16 protein-coding genes are annotated in these 17,595 nt (G+C 70.8%); 7 read left to right on the top strand and 9 right to left on the bottom strand.

Annotated elements, in window-relative coordinates; all coding sequences use genetic code 11:
* Positions 1-49: 49 nt before the first annotated feature.
* The 4 genes from DRB96_RS02125 to DRB96_RS02105 form a co-directional block, all read right to left on the bottom strand.
* Positions 50-2,449, bottom strand: a complete 2,400-nt coding sequence (locus DRB96_RS02125) for a glycoside hydrolase family 65 protein (protein WP_112446500.1) — start codon at positions 2,447-2,449, stop codon at positions 50-52.
* A complete protein-coding gene (locus DRB96_RS02120; RefSeq protein ID WP_239515953.1) occupies positions 2,446-3,201 on the bottom strand; it encodes an HAD-IA family hydrolase in 756 nt (251 codons plus the stop codon). The genes DRB96_RS02125 and DRB96_RS02120 overlap by 4 nt, the downstream gene beginning before the upstream one ends.
* The gene (locus DRB96_RS02115) at positions 3,198-3,878 is read right to left on the bottom strand and encodes a pyridoxamine 5'-phosphate oxidase family protein (RefSeq protein WP_112453152.1); all 681 of its coding nucleotides are present in this window, start codon (positions 3,876-3,878) and stop codon (positions 3,198-3,200) included. Before DRB96_RS02115 ends, DRB96_RS02120 begins: the two co-directional genes overlap by 4 nt.
* A 527-nt stretch (positions 3,879-4,405) precedes the next feature.
* The gene (locus DRB96_RS02105) at positions 4,406-4,726 is read right to left on the bottom strand and encodes a hypothetical protein (RefSeq protein ID WP_112446498.1); all 321 of its coding nucleotides are present in this window, start codon (positions 4,724-4,726) and stop codon (positions 4,406-4,408) included.
* Positions 4,727-5,046: 320 nt separating this feature from the next.
* Between DRB96_RS02105 and DRB96_RS42620 the strand changes: the two genes are divergently transcribed.
* Positions 5,047-5,313 (top strand): hypothetical protein, encoded by a 267-nt coding sequence (locus DRB96_RS42620; protein ID WP_162688424.1) that lies wholly within the window; start codon positions 5,047-5,049, stop codon positions 5,311-5,313.
* 38 nt (positions 5,314-5,351) lie between these two features.
* Here the strand turns inward: DRB96_RS42620 and DRB96_RS02100 are convergent, their stop codons facing one another.
* Positions 5,352-5,786, bottom strand: a complete 435-nt coding sequence (locus tag DRB96_RS02100; RefSeq protein ID WP_112446497.1) for a DUF1003 domain-containing protein — start codon at positions 5,784-5,786, stop codon at positions 5,352-5,354.
* 284 nt (positions 5,787-6,070) lie between these two features.
* Here DRB96_RS02100 and DRB96_RS02095 point away from each other — a divergent pair, with 284 nt between their 5' ends.
* From DRB96_RS02095 to DRB96_RS02085, 3 genes are all read left to right on the top strand, one after another.
* On the top strand, positions 6,071-8,434 hold the full coding sequence (locus DRB96_RS02095) for a phosphoketolase family protein (protein WP_112446496.1): 2,364 nt from the start codon (positions 6,071-6,073) through the stop codon (positions 8,432-8,434).
* Positions 8,435-8,551: 117 nt separating this feature from the next.
* The gene (locus DRB96_RS02090) at positions 8,552-9,037 is read left to right on the top strand and encodes a cyclic nucleotide-binding domain-containing protein (protein WP_112446495.1); all 486 of its coding nucleotides are present in this window, start codon (positions 8,552-8,554) and stop codon (positions 9,035-9,037) included.
* 44 nt (positions 9,038-9,081) lie between these two features.
* Positions 9,082-9,771, top strand: coding sequence for a response regulator transcription factor (locus DRB96_RS02085; protein WP_112446494.1), 690 nt, complete (start codon positions 9,082-9,084; stop codon positions 9,769-9,771).
* Between the two features lie 9 nt (positions 9,772-9,780).
* Here DRB96_RS02085 and DRB96_RS02080 read toward each other — a convergent pair whose 3' ends face one another.
* From DRB96_RS02080 to DRB96_RS02070, 3 genes are all read right to left on the bottom strand, one after another.
* Positions 9,781-11,496, bottom strand: a complete 1,716-nt coding sequence (locus tag DRB96_RS02080) for a GAF domain-containing sensor histidine kinase (RefSeq protein ID WP_112453151.1) — start codon at positions 11,494-11,496, stop codon at positions 9,781-9,783.
* 167 nt (positions 11,497-11,663) lie between these two features.
* A complete protein-coding gene (locus tag DRB96_RS02075) occupies positions 11,664-12,527 on the bottom strand; it encodes a universal stress protein (protein ID WP_112446493.1) in 864 nt (287 codons plus the stop codon).
* Entirely contained in the window at positions 12,524-13,432 is a 909-nt protein-coding gene (locus DRB96_RS02070; RefSeq protein WP_112446492.1) for a universal stress protein, read from the bottom strand. Before DRB96_RS02070 ends, DRB96_RS02075 begins: the two co-directional genes overlap by 4 nt.
* Positions 13,433-13,698: 266 nt before the next feature.
* Here DRB96_RS02070 and DRB96_RS02065 point away from each other — a divergent pair, with 266 nt between their 5' ends.
* On the top strand, positions 13,699-14,328 hold the full coding sequence (locus DRB96_RS02065; protein ID WP_112446491.1) for a CBS domain-containing protein: 630 nt from the start codon (positions 13,699-13,701) through the stop codon (positions 14,326-14,328).
* Between the two features lie 486 nt (positions 14,329-14,814).
* On the opposite strand, the gene DRB96_RS02055 is transcribed toward DRB96_RS02065, so the two are convergent.
* On the bottom strand, positions 14,815-15,903 hold the full coding sequence (locus DRB96_RS02055) for an alcohol dehydrogenase catalytic domain-containing protein (protein WP_112446490.1): 1,089 nt from the start codon (positions 15,901-15,903) through the stop codon (positions 14,815-14,817).
* A 228-nt stretch (positions 15,904-16,131) separates the two neighbouring features.
* Between DRB96_RS02055 and DRB96_RS02050 the strand changes: the two genes are divergently transcribed.
* Both DRB96_RS02050 and DRB96_RS02045 read left to right on the top strand, forming a co-directional pair.
* Positions 16,132-16,803: a CBS domain-containing protein gene (locus DRB96_RS02050; RefSeq protein ID WP_112446489.1), complete on the top strand. Its 672-nt coding sequence runs from the start codon at positions 16,132-16,134 to the stop codon at positions 16,801-16,803.
* Between the two features lie 170 nt (positions 16,804-16,973).
* On the top strand, positions 16,974-17,549 hold the full coding sequence (locus DRB96_RS02045) for a DUF5994 family protein (RefSeq protein ID WP_112446488.1): 576 nt from the start codon (positions 16,974-16,976) through the stop codon (positions 17,547-17,549).
* Positions 17,550-17,595 lie beyond the last annotated feature (46 nt).

The raw sequence follows: 17,595 nt of genomic DNA, 5'->3' as shown, positions 1-17,595 counted from the left end.
TCCTTCGGTCGTTCCTAGTCCGGGCCGGGGATCTCCTTGAAGACAGGGATCAGTCCGGTGGAAGGCGGAACAGATGCTCGTCGCCGGCCGCCACCACGACGGCCCGTTCCCCGGGCAGCATGAGGGCCAGGGGACCTTGGCAGGATTCCGGCACGGTGATGCCGAACCTGCCGGGGAGCAGTCGTACGCGGACACCGCGGTGTCCCCGGTGGCAGAGCGTGAACGCGACGGGCTCCATCTCCCGGAGGGGGACGGGATCGACGTACAGGCCTTCGGGGCCGGTCTCCAGGCCCGTGACGCCGCGCTCCGCGAGGTCGAGGGTGCCGGCCATGGCGCCCAGGTGGATCCCCTCGCCGGTGGTGCCGCCCTGGATGTCCGTGACGTCGCCGAGGAGTGCCTCCTCGCAGTACTTCCAGGCGTCCGGGTCCTTCTGGCGGGCCAGCACCCAGCCGTGTACGAGGCTGCTGAGCGTCGATCCGTGGCTCGTGCGCGGCAGGTAGTACGCGACGGTCGCCCGCCACACCGTGTCGTCGAGCCGGTAGCCGAGCCGGGCGAAGAGGGCATACAGCTCGGCGGGCCGGAAGAGGTGGCCGAGCATGATCACATCGGCCTGTTTCGACGCCTGGTAGCGGTTGACCGTATCCCCTTCGGCTTCCAGGATCCGGTCGAGTCGGCGGATGTCGCCGTACCGGGCGCGGTAGGCCGCCCAGTCCAGCTCGGCCAGGTCTCCGTACCCCTCGAACTGGCTGATGACGCCCCGGTGGAACGGGACGTACAGGCGGCGGGACACATCGTCCCAACGCTCGAGCGCGCCGCGGTCCAGGCCGAGCCGTTCGGTCAGCTCCGTCCGGCGGGCGGGCGGCAGCTCGCCGAGCAGCTCGAGCCCCTGCTGGATCACCCAGGCCGCCATCACGTTGGTGTAGGCGTTGTCGTCGATTCCGGGTTCCGCAGCCTCGGGATAGGCGTCGTGGTACTCGTCGGGGCCCAGCACACCGCGTATGCGGTACCGCTTTCGTTCAGGGTCATAGGCGGCGGCTCGGGCCCAGAAGCTCGCGATCTCCAGCAGGAGTTCCGCGCCGGGGCCGTGCAGGAAGCCGGTGTCTCCGGTGGCCCGACCGTACCGGCCGACGTTCAGGGCTATCGCGGAGCCGACGTGGCGCTGCAAGTGCGAATGGTCGGGCAGCCAGCGGCCCGAGCGGGGATTGAGATGCAGGGCCTGGCTCTCCTCCTGCCCCGAACTTCCGCTCTGCCAGGGGAACATCGCCCCGCTCTGACCGGCTTGCCGGGCAGCATCGCGGGCGGCCGGCAGCCGTCGGTGGCGGTACATGAGCAGGGCCCGCGCGACTTCCGGGAAGTGCAGGGTGATGTAGGGCAGGACGAAGAGTTCGTCCCAGAAGACGTGGCCCCGGTAGGCCTCACCGTGCAGCCCCCTCGCGGGAACGCCCACGTCCAGCTCTGCGGTGTGCGGGGAGAGCGTCTGCAGCACGTGGAAGACGTGGAGGCGCAGGATCCGGCCCGTCTCCCCCGAGACGCTCAACTCGCCCTGCTCCCAGAGCCGTTCCCAGGCCGAGTGCTGTGCTGTGAGCAGGTCCGGGAATCCGGGGGCCCGCGAAGCGTGTTCGATCGCGCGTGACAGGAGGTCTCCGGTCGGCCTGTCGAGGGAGGTGTACAGGGCTGCGGTCTTCACCACCGTCGCGGATCGCCTGGGAGCCATGGGCAGTCTGAACGTCTGTACCGTCCCGGCCGCGGTGTGGCTCGTCATGGTGGGTGCGCGGGGTCGGGTGACCGTCCTGACGGCAAGGCCGATTTCGGTGCGGGAGGATGTGGTGCGGCAGGCGATCCATGCGACGCCGTGCGGTGCGAAGCCCGTCCGGTGGTCCGTGAGGTGGTGGCCATCGAGCCCGCCGTAGCGTTCCACTCCCGCGTTGGCCACGTCTCCGTCGAGCGCTGATTCCACTTCGATCAGGCCGCTCCAGCCGTACGCGTGGAAGGTGGTCCGCTGGGCCGCGAGGTAGGGGTCCCCCATGTGCACGATGCGGACGTGGGTGACGCCGAGGCGGCGGCCGTGGCCGTTCTGGAAGAGCATGTGCCGGGTGAGCGTTCCTCGGCGCAGGTCGAGCACCACCTTGTGGTGCAGCATCCCCGGGTCGTCGGGAGTCAGCCAGTCGCCCGGGAGTCCATCGTCGGCGACGCAGCGGTACCGCAGTGCCGTCCAGTTGGGCAGGTTGACCATGTCCTCGTTGTCGACCTGCTGTCCGGCCACGTGCGAGGTGAGCCGGTTGTAGCAGCCGGCGGCGTAGGTGGCGGGATAGTGCACGGGGCCCGCCGGGGTCTCGGGGGCCGCACCGCGCGTGGCGAACCTGCCGTTGCCCAGCGTGCACAGGGCTTCGACGAGTCGCTCCGTCTTGGGGTCGTAGTGGCCGTATTCCCACGTCCACGCGGCCGTCACGGTCCGGCCCCGCAGACGGTGTCTGCGACGGCGTGGAGTTCGGCGGCGACCAGGTCCGCCCCGCGTTCCCGCAGCGCTCGCGCGGTGGCGGGGATCGTCGTTCGGTCGAGGCCGATGACGAGGCCGAAGTGGCCGCGCCGACCTGCTTCGACACCCGCGAGGGCGTCTTCCACCACCGCGCAGCGGGCGGGGTCCACCCCGAGCCGTACGGTCGCTTCGAGGAACAGGGCGGGGTCCGGCTTGCCCGCCAGTCCCAGTTCGGCAGCGTCCGTACCGTCCACCACAGCGTCGAAGTAGCTCAGCAGGGAGGCTGATCCGAGAAGCGGCCGGGCATGGCGGGAGGCCGACACGGCGGCGCAGCACACGCCGTGCGCCCGCAGCCGGGCGAGCGCCGGAGCGACGTCGGTGAAGGCGTGGACGGCCCCGGACCTCAGCGTGCGTACGAACGCCGCCTCCTTGCGCGCCGCGACCGCCCAGACCGTGTCGTCGCCCGGTGCGCTGTCGGGGCTGCCGGTCGGCAGGTCGATGCCACGGGAACTCAGGAAAGAGCTCGCCCCGTCCAGCCGGGGCTTGCCGTCGACCCACTGGCGGTACTCACGGTCTTCGTCGAAGCACGGCTGCCGCCCGTTCCCGGATGCGGCCCAGGCGTCCAGACAGCTGTCGAAGGCGGTCTTCCAGGCCGCGGCGTGCAGCCGGGCCGAGTCGAGGAGTACCCCGTCGGTGTCGAACACGACGGCACGCGGAGCGTTCACCCGGATCCCACACGGCGGCCGGTGATCCGGTTCGGGGTCACGGACATCCAGTGCGTACGGGGTCCGCCGGCCCAGGGGAGCGAGCGGGCGACGGAGTACAGGTGGCTGACTCGCTCCCCGTCCGTGACACCGGTCAGCTCGCCGACGGCCATGACGTTCCAGCCCTCTCGCATCGCGTCGTCGATGTGGTCCACCTCGAAGGCGACCTCGGTCCCGGATGCCTCGGCGAGGCGCGAGTCGGCCGCCGTGCGGAACGCGACCTCGTTTCCCACGACGACGTAGTTGACGGGAAAGACGGCCAGTCCTTCCATGCCGGAGAACCCGACCCGGCCGATGCCATGGGTGGAGAGCAGGCGGAGGCACTCGGCCTCGCTCAGCACCGTCGACGCGGAATCGCGCATCGCGGTCCCCATGCCGGGAGGGCTGTCGGTCGTTCTCCCGGTCAGCTCGGCAACGGTGGTCCCCAGGCCGTCCGCGAGACCCACGAGCATGCCCATGCTGGGCGCCGCCGCCCGCTCCTCCACGTAGGCGATGTACGACGCTGCGGCACCGCAGCGCTCCCCGAGTTCTTCACGCGTGATTCCCAGCTCTTCGCGGCGGGCGGTCACGCGTCGCCCGAGGTCGCCACGGGCAGCCGGAACCTTGGTCGGGGACGCATCTGCCGTGGTCTCTCCCATGATCGTCACACCCTTGCGGTTCGGTTCGTGGCAGGTACAGGAACTTGGAGACGCACGGGGCGTCAACCTCAGGCTGTACCCACTACCGGTGCGCGCACAGGGCCGGACGGTCCCCCTACCGGGGCCGGTCGGGCCCATGCGGTCCTCGCCTCGGGGTGTAACCGCAGAGGTCGGTCTCCCCGCCGAAGGCGGTGTCGCCGCAGGCGACCGTGTCGGCGGCCCCGAGGTCTTTCAAGGGCCTGCCGCTGGGCGGCGTCGCCCGGCTCGATGCCGCCGACGCCTCGGACCCGCAGGAGGCCTCCTCCTCGACGGGCCGGATCAGGCCGCACACGGAAGCGTGCGGCTTCCACCTGCCGGTGACGGCGTCCACCTGGTCGGGCCGGAGGACGTCGAGCCGCGGGGCGGAGTGCCCGTCGGGCGGGACGTCTCCGGGCCGGGGCTCTGGCGGTAGGCCATGGAATCTGACTCCATGACCTACCGCCAATGCGGGCCGCGCCCAGTGTCTGTGCATGGCCCGCCGGCGATGCTCAGCTTTCGTCGGCTTGCCAGACGACCCTGCCCTTGATGCTCACCGAGCCGCTCAGGTCCTCGGGAAGGTTCGCGGTGATCGTGCCTTCGGCCTTCTCGCCGGCCGCCAGCGTCGCCCAGGTGCTCTTCACGATCTCGCCGACGACCTCGGACGGTCCGGTCACGTTGGTGACCTCAAGCGAGGGGACGACGGTGTGCTTCATCACGACCTCGCGGGCCGGTTCGGAGCCGCTGTTGACGACCGCCCATGCCCAGGTGACAACGTCGCCTTCCTCGGAGATGTCAGGAGTCTCGTACTGGAACTCGACCTGCGCGGCCATGGCGGTGCCTTCCTGTTGAGTGCGCGCGATCCGCGCACGTGACGCTGTGATCATCTGCCACCAGCAGCACCGCCAGGGGGCTGATCCACCAAACATCACACCCAGGGGCGACAGCCCCGCCCCCAGCCCCGCCCGGGGACCGCCGCAGCGGTGGCCGGCGCCACCACGCTTCTCGGCGGCGGGACCACGGCATCAGCCGCCCGGGCCGCATCAAGCGCCGGAACACCAACGGCCAGGCCATCCCCGGCGGGCTGCCCGCCAAGCTGCGCGCCTTCCTGGAGACGACCCGTCAACTGCCCACCTGGGCCGACCCCGAACTGATGGCCTCCGGGCAGCGTTTCGGCCTGGCGAACGCGCAGCAGATCTCCTTCGCCGCAGTGCTGGACGTGACGCCCGAGCGGATGCGCTACCCCGCCGCCGCAGCGGCCATCTACGGCATCGAAGGCCCGCACGACAACAAGAAGGGCTTCGCCAAGGCGCTGCGCGGCTGGGCGTCCACCCCAGCGAGCAGGAGGCGGAGCACTACTTCCACACCTGTCGCGTGGGCGCCCACCTGCTGGGGATGTCCGAGGACGGCATGCCCATGAACCTGGCCGCCGCGCGCGAGCGGCCGTGAGCAGCTTCTTCACTGGACAAGAGACCCGCTACCGCTGTCCGCTTCGGGAACCAGTCGGCGGTGGAGTTCCGTGGTCATCGCGTGGATGGCACGGGTCAGTTCCGTATTGGTCTTGAGTTCCAGCTCCTGCTCGACGAAATCGTGGTCGGCCTTCGCCTGCTGGAACGCTGCCTGCCGGTTCTGGCCGATCATCACGAACGTCGACAGGAAGATCGCCTCCAGGGAGACGATGAGCGTCAGCATGGGCCAGGGATTGGCCTCCACGAACAGCATCCAGAAGGCGAAGCCGATCGCGTGGAGATAGACGAACGGCATGGAGCCGGCGAACTTCGTGATCGCGTCGGCGACGCGCAACTGGACATCGGCGGCCCGGCTCGTACGGTGTGCGACGACAACCGGATGATGCCGCGCCTCGGCTTCCGCCTCGGCCTCGGTTCCCTTCACCTGCCTGCCTCCTCGGGACGAGCGCCCTGACACGGTCCTGGGCCCCGCATCGTCTCAAACCATCCACCGTTCCCGGCGTACCGGCAGGGCCCGATGGCAGCCGGGGCAGCGGGCCCTGCCGGTACGCCTGCCCACACTCCGCCCCCGGCCGCCGGCACAGAAGGGGCCGACCGGCCCCCATGCAGGGGCCGCTCCTGCCCTTCCCTCCCCCAGCCCCGTGGGAGCACGGTTCGGACATCGGCTCAACCGACGCATGCCGCAGCCTGCGGTTCGAAGGAGCACTGATGACCACCACGTACCGGATCGCGGAGCTGGACGCGCACTGGCGTGCCGCGAACTATCTGGCCGCCGGCCAGATCTACCTCCTGGACAACCCCCTGCTCACGGAACCCCTGCGGCCGGAGCACATCAAGCCCAGACTGCTCGGCCACTGGGGCACCGCACCCGGCCTGAACCTCGTCCACACCCACCTGAACCGGGTGATCAAGGAGCGTTCGCTGGAGGCCCTGTGCGTCTGGGGACCCGGCCACGGGGGGGCGGCCGTCCTCGCCAACTCCTGGCTGGAGGGCACGTACAGCGAGGTCTACCCGGACATCGGCCGCGACACGGACGGGATGCGCAAGCTGTTCCGCCAGTTCTCCTTCCCCGGCGGCGTTCCGAGTCACGTGGCGCCGGAAACGCCCGGCTCCATCCACGAGGGCGGCGAGCTCGGCTACTCACTGGCCCACGCGTACGGGGCCGCCTTCGACCATCCCGGCCTGCTCGTCGCCTGCGTCATCGGCGACGGCGAGGCGGAGACGGGGCCGCTGGCCGCGTCGTGGCACTCCAACAAGTTCCTGGACCCGGTCCACGACGGCGCCGTCCTGCCGATCCTCCACCTCAACGGCTACAAGATCGCCAACCCGACCGTGCTGTCACGGATCCCCGAGGCCGAGCTCGACACGCTGCTGCGCGGCTACGGACACGAGCCCCTCTACGTCTCCGGCAGTGACCCCGCCCTCGTCCACCCGGCCATGGCCCGAGCCATGGACCAGGCCCTCGACCGCATCCGCGCCATCCAGCGGGCGGCGCGGGCCGCGGGCACGGATCCGGGCGCCGAGCGCGCACGCTGGCCGGTGATCGTCCTTCGGACCCCCAAGGGCTGGACCGGGCCCGCGACCGTCGACGGCCAACCCGTCGAGGGCACCTGGCGCGCGCACCAAGTGCCGCTCGCCGGGGTCCGTGAGAACCCCGAACACCTGAAGCAACTGGAGAGCTGGATGCGCTCCTACCGGCCCGAGGAGCTCTTCGGCTCCGAGGGCCGTCCGGCGCCGGCCGTACTGGCCTGCGTACCGGAGGGCGAGCGCCGCCTGGGCGCGAGCCCGTACGCCAACGGCGGCCGGCTGCTGCGCTCGCTCCCCCTGCCCGAGCTCGACGCGTGGTCCGTCCCCGTGGAGAAGCCCGGAAGCACCCTGCACGAGCCCACCCGCGTCCTGGGCCGCTACCTCGCCCAGATCATGAGGGCCACGGCCGGACGCCGGGACTTCCGGGTCGTCGGACCGGACGAGACGGCGAGCAACCACCTCGACGATCTGTACGCGGTGACGGGCAAGGCCTGGCAAGGCATGACGGAACCCACCGACCAGAACCTCTCCCGCGACGGCCGGGTCATGGAGATCCTCTCCGAGCACGTCTGCCAGGGCTGGCTGGAGGGGTACCTCCTCACCGGCCGCCACGGACTGTTCTCCACGTACGAAGCCTTCGCCCACATCGTCGACTCCATGGTCGGCCAGCACATCAAATGGCTCAAGAGCGCCCGCGAGCTGTCCTGGCGCGCGCCGGTCGCCTCCCTCAACTACCTGCTCACCTCGCACGTCTGGCGCCAGGACAGCAACGGCTTCTCCCACCAGGACCCCGGATTCGTCGACCACGTCCTCAACAAGAGCCCGGACGTCGTGCGCGTTTACCTGCCGCCGGACGCCAACACCCTCCTCGTGGTGGCCGATCACGCCCTGCGCAGCCGCGACCAGGTGAACGTGATCGTCGCGGGCAAGCAGCCCTGCTTCGACTGGCTGCCCATCGGGGAGGCCCGCGCGCACGTGGCGCGCGGCGCCGGTGTCTGGGAGTGGGCGGGAACCGACGACGGCTCCCGCGAGCCGGACGTCGTGCTCGCCTGCGCCGGGGACGTGCCCACCCTGGAGGTGCTCGCTGCCGTGTCCCTGCTTCGCGAACGCCTCCCCTCGCTGGCCGTCCGGGTCGTCAACGTCGTCGACATCGCTCGGCTGATGCCCCACGAAGAGCACCCGCACGGCATGACCGACACCGAGTACAACGCCCTCTTCACCACCGACAAGCCCGTGATCTTCGCCTACCACGGGTACCCGTGGCTGATCCACCGCCTCGCCTACCGCCGGACCGGCCACGCCCAGCTGCACGTCCGCGGCTACAAGGAGTCCGGCACGACCACCACGCCCTTCGACATGGTCGTGCGCAACGACCTCGACCGCTACCGGCTCGTCATGGACGTCATCGACCGCGTCCCCGGGCTCGCCGGCCGCGCCGAGGGCCTGCGCCAGAGCATGACCGACCAGCGGATCCGCCACCACGACTGGATCCGCCTCCACGGAACCGACCTGCCGGAGGTCGCCGACTGGTCCTGGCCCTACTGATAGCCGCGCCCGGGGTGGTACGGGTGGGCCGCCCGGGTCCGGGAGGGTACCGAACGGCCCTTCCCGGGCCGGCCACCACCGGCGGAGGGTTGAGGTGGACCCGAACGGAGAACCGCCATGAGCACCTCTTCCCCCCACCGGCTCACCTCCTCCCCCAACCGCTTCGACCACGCCCTCTCCCCGGAACACCGCGGCAGCCTGCTGGCCCTCGCCCACGAGGCGGACTTCCCCGCCGGCGCGCGCCTGTTCAACCAAGGCGGGCACACCAGCCACTTCTGGGTCATCCGGTCGGGGAACGTGGGCATGGACGTGCACGTACCCGGCCGGCAGGCCGCGGTGGTCGAGACCGTCGGCCCCGGCGAGCTCGTCGGCTGGTCCTGGCTGTTCCGCCCCTACACCTGGCACTTCGGCGCCGAGGCCATGACGCCGGTCCGTACCGACGAGTTCGACGCCGCAGCCGTGCGCGAGCTGATGGACGCCGACCCCGCGCTCGCCTCCGCGATGTGGCAGTGGGTTTGCCAGGTGCTCGCCCACCGGCTCGTCTCCTCCCGGATCCGGCTCCTCGACCTCTACGCGCCCCACGGCAGCGGAAGCCACATCTGAGACAATCGACCCGAGACGTATCCCGACCCGAGGGTGTGGCGTGGATGTCCGATGCACCAACTGCCGCCCCGGCTCCCATCCGGGTGTTCCTCCTCGACGACCACGAGGTCGTCCGGCGCGGCTTGCACGACCTGCTGGACTCCGAGCCCGACATCGAGGTGGTGGGCGAGGCGGCGACGGCCGCCCAGGCCCTGGCCCGGGGGCCCGCGCTCAGGCCGGACGTGGCCGTGCTCGACGTCCGGCTGCCCGACAGCGACGGCATCACCGTCTGCCGTGAGCTGCGCTCGCGCATGCCGGACCTCGCCTGCCTCATGCTGACGTCCTTCGACGACGAGGACGCCCTGCTCGACGCCATCATGGCCGGCGCCGCCGGATACGTCCTGAAGCAGATCAAGGGCTCGGACCTGGTCGCCGCCATCCGGACGGTGGCGACGGGGCAGTCGATGCTCGACCCGGCGACCACGGCCCGCCTGATGCGCTCGCTCCGGGATCCGGGCGGCACGAAACCGCAGGAAGACCAGCGGTTGACGGTGCTCTCCGAGCGGGAGCGCGCCGTGCTGGAGCTCATTGGCGAGGGCCTCACCAACCGTCAGATCGGCAAGCGGCTCTTCCTGTCCGAGAAGACGGTCAAGAACCACATCTCCCGGCTGCTCGCCAAGCTCGGGGTCGAACGCCGCGTCCAGGCAGCCGTGATCGCCGCCGAGGTCCGCGAGCGCGACGAAACCGGTCGCTGACGCCCGTACTCACCGGGGAGGAGCGAGCGGGATCCGCCATTCCAGACGGGTCCCGTCACCGTCCGGGCGCGGCGAGAGGGACAGTCCGCCCCCGTGGGCCTCGGCGCGCTCCGCGAGGTTGCGCAGCCCGCTACGACGGCCGCCCTCCGCGACGCCCACGCCGTCGTCGCTCACCGTCACGGTGAGTACGCCTTCCGCCAGGACGATCCCGACCTCCGCGCGAGCCGCCCGCGCATGCCGGGCCACATTGGTCAGGGCCTCGACGAGGACGGCGATCACCTCGTCGGCGACCGGGGCCGGCACGTCGGTGTCGATCAGCCCCTCCATGCGCAGGGCGGGTGAGAATCCGAGCAGCGCCGCCGCCTCGCCCACGGCCCGCACCGCGCGGACCCGGAGTCTCGGCGTGCTGCCCGACGTCTCGTGGTCGCGGAGTCCGAAGATGGTCGTACGGATGATCTTGATGGTCTCGTCCAGGTCGTCGATCGACCGGCTCAGCCGCTCGGACGCCTCGGGGTGCTCCACGAAGCGCTGGGCGCTCTGCAGGGTCATCCCCGTCGCGAAGAGCCGCTGGATCGCGAGATCGTGCAGGTCGCGGGCGATCCTGTCGCGGTCCTCGAGCAGGCTCACCTGTTCACCGTCCCGGCGCCGGTCGGCCAGCTCCAGAGCCAGGGCCGCCTGGCCCGCGAAGCCGGGCAGGGGCGCCACCTCGGTCGCGGAGAACGTCGGCCGCCCGGTACGCCGCGCCAGCATCAGTACACCCCGTAGCTTCGCCCGGGTGCCCACCGTGACGGCCACGGCCGGCCCGAAGCCCGTCCAGACGTCCGGCTGCGCCGCCACCCGGGTGTCGGTGGCCACGTCCGCCAAGGTGACGAGTCCGTCCCGCGCCATGCCGGGCCCGGCCAGAATCCCCTCGCCGCCGGGCAGCACGATCCCGCGGTGCGCTTCGGCGCCTTCCCCCAGGGCCAGCGAGCCGCGCAGCTCGCCGCTGGGCCCCACCTGGTAAAAGACGCACATCTCGGCCGAGATGATGTCCCGGGCACGCTCGAGCATGCCTTCCAGTACTTCGATCTCGGAGGAGCCGGACAGCAGCGCGCTCGTGAAGTCGGAGCTGGCCGCCTGCCACCGTTCCCGGAGGCGGACCTCCTCGTACAGACGGGCGTTGTCGATGGCCACTCCCGCGGCGACCGCGAGGGTCGACAGGACTCCTTCGTCCTCCGCGTCGAAGTCCGTGCCGCCCCGCTTCTCCGTCAGGTAGAGGTTGCCGAACACCTCGTCCCGGACCCGGATCGGTACGCCGAGGAAGGAGCGCATCGGAGGGTGGTTTTCCGGGAAACCGGCGGAGGCCGCATGTTCCGAGAGGTCTCCCAGGCGCAATGGCCGCGGGTGCCTGATCAGCTCGCCCAGCAGTCCGTGCCCGGCGGGGAGGGTGCCGATCCGCGCCCGGAGCTGGTCGCTGATGCCCACCGGGAGGAATTCGGCGAGTTTCTCGTCGTCTCCCACCACGCCCAGCGCGCCGTACTCCGCGTCCACGAGGACGACCGCGGCCTCAACGATCCCGCGCAGCACCTGGGCCAGGTCCAGCTCCTGCCCCAGCGACATGACCGCCTCCAGCAGGCCCTTCAGCCGGTCACGGGTACCCCTCGCGTCACTGATCTCTGCCTGGAGCGCGTCCAGTCTCGGCTGCGGAATCCGGCTCGTCGGCGCATCGCGACCGTCCCCGACCATGGACACCTCCGCCGGCATCGAGGGGCTCTGCGCGCCAGCCCGGCCTTCAGCGTAGTCCCCCGCCCGTCGACCGGTCAGGGTCGGCACCCTGGGTGACGGGCACGAGGGGTCCGGACCGTAGCGAATCCGGTCGGGCTGTTGCCCACCTGCAAGCTCGCGGTGCCCGTTCACCCGCTCGGGACGGTGATGACGGGGCAGTGCGCACGGTGGAGCAGCCCGTGGACGACCGATCCGAGCCGGAGGCCCGTGTAGCCGCCCTTGCCGCGTCGGCCCACGATCAGGGCCAGGGCGTGCTCGGCCGCCTCGGCGAGGCGCTCCACCGGGTGTCCGGTCAGCACCTCGTGGGTGAGCTTCGCGTCCGGGTACTCCTGTGCCCCACCTGCGGCTACCTCGGTCAGCATGCGGCGCTGGGCCCCCACAGCCGCCGTCTCGTTCTGGAAGGAGAAGACGGGCGGCTGCCACACCGAGATCGCGTGCAGCTCGCAGCCGTGAAGCGCGGCCTCCTGGAACGCCAAGGCCATGGCCGTCTTCGACGACTCGCCGCCGTCGACCCCGACGACGATATGGGCCGGTGTCTGGGCGGTGCGTTCGGGGCCTCGCACCACGACGACGGGGCAGTGGGCCTGTGCGGTGACGGGCAGCACGACGGAGCAGCCGCTGAAGATCTCCTCGGGCCGGGTCAGGTGCCGGGAACCGAGGACGACCATGCGTGCGTGTCTGGACGTCCCGCAGAGCACGGGTGCCGGGTAGCCGTCGCGCAGGGCGGTGGCCAGTTCCGTCCCGGGGTGGCGCTCGCGTGCCCAGGCCGCGGCTTCTGCGAGGGCCTCCGAGCTGGCCTGGCGTACGGCATTGTGCTGCGCGGTGTCGTCGACGATGCGCTCGGTGTCGTGAGGAGAGGGCACGGCCAGGACGAGACGGAGGCGTACATTGCGGCGGTGTGCCTCGTCGGCTGCCCAGGCGAGGGGCAGGCGCCACCCGCCGGCGGGGTCGATCCCCACCGCGATGTCCCGTCCTTCCGCGATGTCCGTCATGACGCGTTGCTCCCCTGCTCCTCGTCGTGCCGCGGAATGAGCTCCACGGGGCAGTGCGAGTGGTGCAGGAGACTGTGCGCGGTACGTCCCAGGGCGGGCCCGAAGTACCCGGGCGATCGCCGTCCTCCCATGACGAGCAGGTCCGCACGGCGTGATGCCTCGACCAGGACCGCGGCCACCGACACGCTCTTCTCGGCATCGGCGTTCACGGTCAACGCGGGGAACTCCTCGCGTACGCGGTCGGCGACGGACTCCAGACTGCGGACATGGCGGCTGGTGAGTTCGTCGACGTCGTCGAGCATGGTGACGACGGTTCCGGCGTACTGAAGGATGTTCCACACGGTCAGCAGGCGCAGCGTTGCCTTGCGCAGCTCTGCTTCGCGGGCGGCATAGCGCGCGCATTCGAGGTCGTACTCGTCTCGCACCGCGGCCAGGACCACGCCGTTCTCGGCGAGGTCCTCGCCGCCGCGCACCACGATGACGGGGGTCGTGGCGCCCGCTGTGAGCCTCAGCCCGACCGAACCCAGCATCAGCGACTCGAAGCCGCCCGTCCCGCGGTGACCGACCACCGTGGTGCCGTACTTCGCCGCCACCCGGTGCAGACCGGAGACGGGGTCCCGGCGGCTGTACTCCGTAGTGACGTGGAGGGTCGGGAATCGCTCCGAGACCGTAGCGGCCGTAACCTCCAACAGGTCACGGCCCTCCGCGTGGACGCGTTCGATGATCTGAGCCGACAGGTAGGAGATCCGGTCGGCGGTATCGCCCGCGTAGAAGATGTGAAGGGTGCTGTTGCGTCGGGACGCCTCGGCGGCGGCCCACAATGCCGCTGTCAGCGCGGTGCTCGATCCGTCGACACCGACGACGACCGAGCCGAGGTCCGGACGGTATGGGGTGGCGCCTTGCATGGCTTCCTCCTCCGTGGAACGGCGTCGGGGGTGCTTTCACACTGTCACCCGGACCGGCGCGAGGAATGGGCCGCAGGGGGCAGTCATGGGACCGAAGGTCCCTTGCCCGTCACCCATCGATTCACCGACCGCACACCGCCTGGACCGGTCAGTCCTGGCAGAGGGCCCGTTCGGCCCTCGCACTGCGGGCGTACGCGGCGGATGGTGGCTGGTGAGGGTGCTCCACACGGTGCGCTCACTGGCCGAGGCCGACAGGAGGGCCGCAGATGAAGCACGCCAAAGTCGGCTTCCTCATGACCGACGAGGTCATCTCGGTCGTCGGGCGCACTCCGTCCGACGACGTGGCCGCGCTGCTCATTGACCACGACATCAGCGGAGTGCCGGTCGTGGACGGGGACGAGCGTGTCATCGGGGTCATTTCGCGGACCGATCTGCTCATCCAAGACCACCTCACCGCTCGAGACGTGATGACCGAGCCGGCCGTCACGGTCCACGCCGAACAGACGGTCACCGAGGCCGCGCGCCTCATCACCCGGCGGGGCGTGACGCGGCTCCCGGTCGTCGACGAGGAGGACCGGCTGGTCGGCATCGTGACCCGTCGGGACCTGCTGCGCGTGTTCCTCCGCCCGGACCACGAGATACACCGCGTGCTGGTCGAGGAGGTGCTCGCGGACACGATGGACATCGGCGCCGACGCCGTGAGCGTGCGCGTAGTGGACGGGGTCGTCACCCTGGACGGCCGACTCGCCAGGAGCAGCCAGATTCCCGTCGCGCTCCGGCTCGCCGGACAGTTGGACGGCGTGGTCACGGTCATCGACCGGCTCACGGCCCACTCCGACGACACCCGCACCCGCACCGCTCCGCCGGACCGCGGCACCGAAGACGTTCCCCGCTGACTCAGGATGTGGACCGTACGGCCCCTGCCCGCCCCACCCGCACCGCGCGAGCATGGAAGCGAGGCAGGCTCGCCGCACCCGGTCGCAACCGTGCCGAGCCCCGTGAAGCGCGCGATGGCCCGCCAGGCCGAGGCCGAACGGGAGAAGAGGGACAAGATCATCAACGCGGAGGGCGAGTCGATGACCGCCACCGCACTCGGCGACGCCCCCGACACGATGATGGCCCACCCCCTCGCCCTGCAACTGCGCAACCTGCAGAGCCTCGTGGAGGTCGGCGTCGACAAGAACACCACCGTGGTCTTCCCCGCACCGCTCATGAGCACCATCGGCGAACTCGGCGCCTTCCTCGCCGGCCGCCACCGCCGCCACCGCCGCCACTGCGGCCGCCGCGGTCCAGGCGCCACCCGTGGCGGAGCTCGCCGCGAAGATCCCCGCCCCGCCCCTGCCCAACGGAACAGCCACCGGCGACGTGGCGCACCGGCGCCGTCAGGTCTCCAGGACGCGCGACGGGTTCGACACGGCCAGGTCATCGTGGCGCGGCCCGCCCAGCACGACCTTCAGCGCACCCGTCTCACCGGCGCGGGAGAACACCTCGTACGCCTCCTCCATCTGTCCCAGCCCGAAACGATGGCTGATCAGCGACGAGGTCGGCAGCCGTCCGGCCGCCAGCATGCGCAGCAGCATCGGCGTGGAGCAGGTGTCCACGAGCCCGGTGGTGAAGGTGACGTCCTTGATCCACAGGTCTTCGAGGTGCAGGGTCGCGGGCCGGCCGTGGACGCCGATGTTCGCGACCCGGCCGCCCGGGCGGACCATCCGGGTGCACATCTCGAAGGTCTCGGGCACGCCGACGGCCTCCATGACGACGTCCGCGCCGAGACCGTCGGTCAGGTCACCCACGAGCTGCTCCGGCTCCTCGGCAGCGTTCACGACCGCGTCCGCGCCCAACTCACGCGCCTTCGCCAGCCGGGACGGCGCGAGGTCCACGGCGATGACGCGGGCCGGCGAGTACAGCCGGGCCGTGGCGATGGCCGCGAGTCCCACGGGTCCGGCGCCGACCACGACGACGGTGTCCCCGGGCCGCACGTTGCCGTTCAGCACGCCCACCTCGTAAGCGGTGGGGAAGATGTCCGCGAGCAGCACGGCCTCAGCGCTGTCGACCGTGCTCGGCAGCGGGTACACCGAAAGGTCGGCGAACGGGACGCGGACGTACTCGGCCTGGGTGCCGTCAATGCTGTGGCCGAGCACCCACCCGCCGCCCCCGCGGCACTGTCCGTAGCGGCTCTCACGGCAGAACCGGCACCGGCCGCACGAGGAGATGCACGAGACGAGCACCCGGTCACCGGGCCGCACCGAGCGGACATCACCGCCGCTCTCCACCACCGTGCCCACGGCCTCGTGACCGAGCACCCGCCCCGGAACCACCTCGGGCAGGTCCCCCTTGACGATGTGCAGGTCGGTACCGCAGATGCTCACCGCGTCGACGCGCACGATCACGTCGCCGGGATCCTTGATGCCCGGATCCGGCACGTCCTGCCACGCGGTGCGCCCCGGCCCCTCAAAGACGAGTGCCCTCATGACGCCACCTCTCTTTGTCTCCCGTGCTCCGGCAAAGGTCACCTCATGCTGTCCCCGGCTCTCGTTTCACGGACAGGGCCGGACGGTCCCGCACCGGGGCCTGACAGGCCCGTTCGGCCCGTGCCGTGGAGGTGTGAGGGTGGATGACGGGGCCTTCTCCGCCGGACGACGGCCGCCGATCTCCATGACAGCCCGCGAAATGTTCGCCTTCTCATCGAGGACCACGCCATGACCTCCAGTCCGCATCTCGTCCGCGACGTGATGACGAGAGTCGTCGTCAGCGTCACGCCCCTCGCCGAGTTCAAGGAGATCGTTGCCGTCATGAACCAGTGGAAAGTGACAGCCGTGCCGGTCGTCGAAGGCGAGGGCGCGAGCAAGGTCATCGGTGTGGTCTCGGAAGCCGATCTGCTTCCGAAGGAGGAGTTCCGCGATCACGACCCCGGGCTCATCGAGCAGATGCGGCGGCTGGGCGACACGCTGAAGGCCGGATCGACCCTGGCCAAGGACCTGATGACGACCCCCGCCGTCATGGTTCCGCCCGACACCACCCTGGCCCAGGCGGCCCGGCTCATGGCGGAACGCCACATCAAACGACTGCTGGTCGTCGACCCGGCCGGCACTCTCCGGGGCATCGTCAGCCGCACCGATCTGCTCAAGGTGTTCCTACGGACGGACGGTGAACTGGCGGACGAGATAAGGCGCGAGGTGGTCGGCCGACTGTTCCCGCTCGCACAGCACCGGGTGCGGGTCGATGTCCACCACGGCGTGGTCACCCTCTGCGGCGGCATCCTCGACGCATCGCTCATTCCGGTGGCAGCACGTCTCGCACGCGCCGTGGAAGGCGTGGTCGACGTCAACTGCGCCCTGACCGCGTCAGCCGCCCAGACGGCCGGGGCATGAACCTCCGCCTCAGCCGAAATACCTGGTCAGAACCCCTTCTGATCTCCGTACCGGAGTACGGTGGAGATACCGGGAGTATTTCGCGCACCGGATACAACTCAGGTGTCGTTTCCGGCGATCAATACGCCGGGCCGTCGAATCTGCGGGCGGCCCGGGGACAGGTCTCCACCATGACCGTCGCCCTGGAACCCACCACACCTGCCCCGCTCCTCGCGCCTCCTCGCCCCGCTCGCCTCGTGCTCACGCCGAAGACCGCCCTCGGCGGGCAGCTGGACGGCGCCTGGTGGCCCCGCTCCCGTGACCTCGCAGCCGAGCTGCCCCTTCTCCTCGCCGCCTTGGACGAGACCTGGGGGCGCATCACCCGCGTCATCGTGAACCCCGACCGCTGGCCCGTCATCCCGCACACGGTTCCCGTGGACGGGCGTACGGTTCACGTGGGTTGGTTCACCGAGCAGGACCCCGACAAGCTGATCCTGCTCTCCTACACCATCGGCCGCTGGGACCTCCTCGTCGTCCCGCCCCATACCGCACCCGCCGCCGCGGCCCGCCTGATGGCGGCCGCCTCCGTCCCCGGCAGCGTGCTGACCGCCGGCGCGCTGATCGCCGCCGAAACCGTCATCGGCCGAAGGCCCGACGTCCGGAACCGGGAAGACGCCTGGGAGGGCGAAGGCGGAGCGTGCATGTCCCCCATGGGGTTCCCTGCCAGGCAACCGGTCGGCCCCCTGTCCGCAGGCGCTTGGTGGTGAGCCGGTCAGCTGCCGGTTGGCCTCGGCATCCGCCTCGCCCAGCGCG

Source organism: Streptomyces sp. ICC1, assembly GCF_003287935.1.
GTDB classification, from domain to species: Bacteria; Actinomycetota; Actinomycetes; order Streptomycetales; family Streptomycetaceae; genus Streptomyces; species Streptomyces tritrimontium.
Note: the sequence above shows the minus strand (reverse complement) of the source record. Positions and strands in the feature narration are given on the sequence as shown.